At 22.0% G+C, this 250-nt stretch carries 1 protein-coding gene; it reads right to left on the minus strand.

Going from position 1 to position 250, the window contains the following annotated elements:
• Nucleotides 1–144 precede the first annotated feature (144 nt).
• A partial coding sequence (locus tag KHA90_RS25985; protein ID WP_244860288.1) for an ATP-binding protein occupies nt 145–250 on the minus strand: 106 nt, incomplete at its 5' end.

A 250-nucleotide genomic window follows, 5' to 3' on the forward strand; every position in this document is an offset into this window, starting at 1 on the left:
GAACAACTATCATTTATTTTATAACCTGTTTTTAAAAAAATACAATAATAAAAAATTAAAACACTGACAATGAGACATATAAGAAATAAATTCTTTTGGTTTTATTTTTTATCGGACATTAATGTTTAAAAATATAAAATTATTTTATTCTATTAGTTGTTTTTCTATTTTCTTTTTTCTCATTGATTCTCCTTTTAATTCTATCCGAAGAGCATTGTGAACGATTCTGTCTAAAATTGCATCTGCAATG

Origin of the sequence: Flavobacterium psychroterrae (genome assembly GCF_018380615.1) — a bacterium.
GTDB classification, from domain to species: Bacteria; Bacteroidota; Bacteroidia; order Flavobacteriales; family Flavobacteriaceae; genus Flavobacterium; species Flavobacterium psychroterrae.